Here is a 1,647-nt window from a genome sequence, read left to right on the forward strand (position 1 = left end):
TGTTCTGCGGGGCGGCCAGCAGCCTGTCGCGAGCCGCGCCTGTCGTGTCCGAGGCGCTGAAGTCCCACCGCGACGCCCGCCTGTTCGTGCGCCTGAACGTGGCGCGGACCGTCCGCGACGCCGAGCATGCCGACATCGTCGCCGCGGTGGGCCCGGAGACCGAAGCCGCCGATCTCGGCTGACTTACGACCTGGGCCCAGCCTTGCACGACGCGCTCGGTTGACCCTGATCAAGGCGCCTCGGCGGCCGCACGCCACTCTGCGCTCTGGCTAGATCGAGGTGCGCCATGACCACGCAGGTGAAATCCGGTGATGCGGCGCGCGAGCGCCTGGTCTAGCCATGGCGCAGCGCACGCCCAACGCCGTCCAGGCCAGTGTCGGCCTGGTGGTCCTCGTAGCGGGCCTTGGCGCCATGACTGCCCTGGTCGTCGTCGCCTACGGAGGGGATGAGGCGTGCCAGGCCTGGGCGCTGCGGCTGGGCCTCACCCTCAGCCTCGTGCTTTCGGCGGCCGCTCAATCGCTTGTGCTCCTGGGGGGCTGGATGCTGTGGCGGTCCGGCCGCAGGATGCGCTGACCCGTTCCGCCGCTGGAGGACGCTCCAATGCTGCGCATGGTCCTGAAGGCGCCTCGCACCACCCTGCTCGCGGAGGTCTGCCCCGATCCCGAACCGGCGCACGGAGAGCTTCGGCTCCGCGTGCGGGCCTGTGGCGTCTGCCGCACCGACCTGCACGTGGTCGACGGCGAGCTGCCGCCGCGGCGGGCGTCCGTGGTTCCGGGGCACGAGATCGTCGGCGTGGTCGATGCGATCGGCGCCGGGGTGACCGGCGTGGCGATCGGGGAGCGGCGCGGGGCGCCTTGGCTGGGCGGGAGCTGCGGCGTGTGCCGCTACTGCCGCGAGGGCCAGGAGAACCTGTGTGACGACCCTGAGTTCACCGGCTGGACCCGGGATGGGGGTTATGCGGACACGGTGATCGCGCGGGCGGAGTTCACCTTCCCGCTGCCGGCGGGCATCTCCGACCTGGAGGCGGCGCCGCTGCTTTGCGCGGGGCTGATCGGTTTCCGGGCGTGGCGGATGGCCTGCGAGGGGCGGAAGGTCGAGCGTCTCGGCCTCTACGGTTTCGGCGCCGCCGCACACCTCCTGGCGCAGCTCGCCATCCACCAAGGCCAGGCGGTCCACGCCTTCACGCGTAACGGCGACGGGGCCGCGCAGGCCCTGGCGCGCGACCTCGGCTGCGTGTGGGCCGGAGGCTCCGACGCGCGTCCGCCTGAAGAGCTCGACGCGGCGATCATCTTTGCGCCGGTGGGGGGCCTCGCGCCCCTCGCCCTGGCGGCAGTCCGGAAGGGTGGAATCGTCGTCTGCGGCGGCATCCACATGAGCGACATCCCGAGCTTTCCCTACGCGCTGCTCTGGGGAGAGCGGCGGCTGGTGTCGGTCGCCAATCTCACTCGGCAGGATGCACGGGACTACCTGCCGCTCGCAGCGGCGGCCGGGGTACGGGCTCAAGTGAGGAGCTACCCCCTGAGCGCGGCCAATGCGGCCCTCGACGATCTGCGCCGCGGCGCCTTCGTCGGCGCCGCCGTCCTCGTTCCCTGACGCAGGGAAGCGTCGGTCGGTTCACGCCGACGCTCTCGGTCCCTAGAGGTCTAC

At 72.1% G+C, this 1,647-nt stretch carries 2 protein-coding genes and 1 pseudogene; all 3 read left to right on the top strand.

Features of this window, described 5'->3' with window-relative positions:
* Positions 1-182, top strand: a pseudogene (locus tag QZV94_RS24995) (hypothetical protein); the annotation flags it as partial.
* A gap of 157 nt (positions 183-339) precedes the next feature.
* On the top strand, positions 340-573 hold the full coding sequence (locus QZV94_RS25000; protein ID WP_293683200.1) for a hypothetical protein: 234 nt from the start codon (positions 340-342) through the stop codon (positions 571-573).
* Positions 574-600: 27 nt separating this feature from the next.
* Positions 601-1,593 carry a zinc-dependent alcohol dehydrogenase family protein gene (locus QZV94_RS25005; protein ID WP_293683202.1) on the top strand — a complete coding sequence of 331 codons (993 nt, stop codon included), beginning with the start codon at positions 601-603 and terminating at the stop codon, positions 1,591-1,593.
* Positions 1,594-1,647 lie beyond the last annotated feature (54 nt).

Source organism: uncultured Phenylobacterium sp. (assembly GCF_902826855.1).
GTDB lineage: Bacteria > Pseudomonadota > Alphaproteobacteria > Caulobacterales > Caulobacteraceae > Phenylobacterium.